The organism is Mesorhizobium sp. M7A.F.Ca.MR.148.00.0.0, assembly GCF_003997735.1.
Lineage (GTDB): Bacteria > Pseudomonadota > Alphaproteobacteria > Rhizobiales > Rhizobiaceae > Mesorhizobium.
Genome location: NZ_RZTB01000350.1, coordinates 1 through 666, shown reverse-complemented (window position 1 = coordinate 666; position 666 = coordinate 1). Strand labels below are relative to the sequence as shown.

At 58.6% G+C, this 666-nt stretch carries 1 protein-coding gene; it reads left to right on the top strand.

The window, feature by feature from the left end; translation table 11 throughout:
- Positions 1-420, top strand: a 420-nt coding sequence (locus tag EOB49_RS34445) for a hypothetical protein (RefSeq protein WP_348630292.1), incomplete at its 5' end; no start/stop codon positions are given.
- Positions 421-666: the final 246 nt, after the last annotated feature.

Genomic DNA, 666 nt, shown 5'->3' with positions numbered 1-666 from the left:
AAAATATTCGCTACTGCTTATCCAGCATGGGGCAATGGGGACGGGCTGGAAATGAAACTGAAATATTGCCAGGGAACGGCTGCTTCGATACTTTCTGTATTTCTAATATTAACAGCGACCGACGCCGGCTCGGCGGAATCGCTCGCAGGACGCAAGGGAGACGTGCGTTTTCCGCCGACCTTGGGTTCGGGCGAATGCAACGTTGCCTACAAGGGCTACGTCGCGGCGAGCGGCCATTCGGCCTACGCTACAACCTTTTATTCGCGTGTCGTCGACCTCTACATTGTCTGCGGGGCGAAGCTAAACGCGCCGTCCCAGAAGGCGGCGGAAGAGACGGCGCTGCGCAATTGCCAGGCCGGCTTAAAAAGGTGGAAGCTCAAGACCGCGAGTGGCGGCTGCGCAATTTCGTCATCGAAATAGATACTACCGACCGCAAGGTAGAGCACTCCCTTGGTAAGGGAGTGCTCTACGCCGAGGGCTGGAATGGCTCACGGGACAGTACCCCCCTCTGCCCTGCCGGACATCTCCCCCACGTGGGGGGAGATCGACGGTCGCTATCGCTTTCGCCAAATTCCAACACTGAAAGTTCGCAGCGAGGGCAAAGCTGCCAATCTCCCCCCTTGCGGGGGAGATGTCCGGCAGGACAGAGGGGGGTGTTCAAGCGCT